General features: G+C 58.7%; 1 tRNA gene. It reads right to left on the reverse strand.

The window, feature by feature from the left end:
• Positions 1–278: 278 nt before the first annotated feature.
• Positions 279–354: transfer RNA gene (locus DW870_RS09235), tRNA-Val, on the reverse strand.
• Positions 355–487: the final 133 nt, after the last annotated feature.

Consider the following 487-nt stretch of genomic DNA (forward strand, 5'->3'; position numbering starts at 1 on the left):
TCGCGTTTCCTCAGCTCCGCACCCTGGCGGGTTCGAATCCCATGAAATGGGCGCAAACAAAACGGTCCCCTTGCGAGGACCGTTTCCAATTCAGTGGTGGGCGATGAGGGATGTCGCGTGCGGCTTCGCCGCCCGCTCTCGCTTCGGGCCTGCGGCCCTCGCGTGCTGCGCTGGAAAACGCTTGCGCGTTTCCTCAGCTCCGCACCCTGTCGGGTTCGAATCCCATGCGCTGGGCCCAAAAAAGAAAGGCTCCCATTGCTGGGAGCCTATCAAATCAGTGGTGGGCGATGAGGGATTCGAACCCCCAGCCTTGTGCGTGTAAAGCACCTGCGCTAACCGTTGCGCCAATCGCCCGTTCGGAGAGAGTATAGCAAAACAATCGCCCCATTCACCTCATATCCATTAAAGGTAACTCGCGCGTGTCACAGCCCTTGATTCTCATCTTCATTGCAACAGCCTCAGGACTCAGCGCAACGCGTTGCGCTGA

It is taken from the genome of Collinsella sp. AM38-1BH, assembly GCF_003467545.1.
Classification (GTDB): Bacteria; Actinomycetota; Coriobacteriia; order Coriobacteriales; family Coriobacteriaceae; genus Collinsella.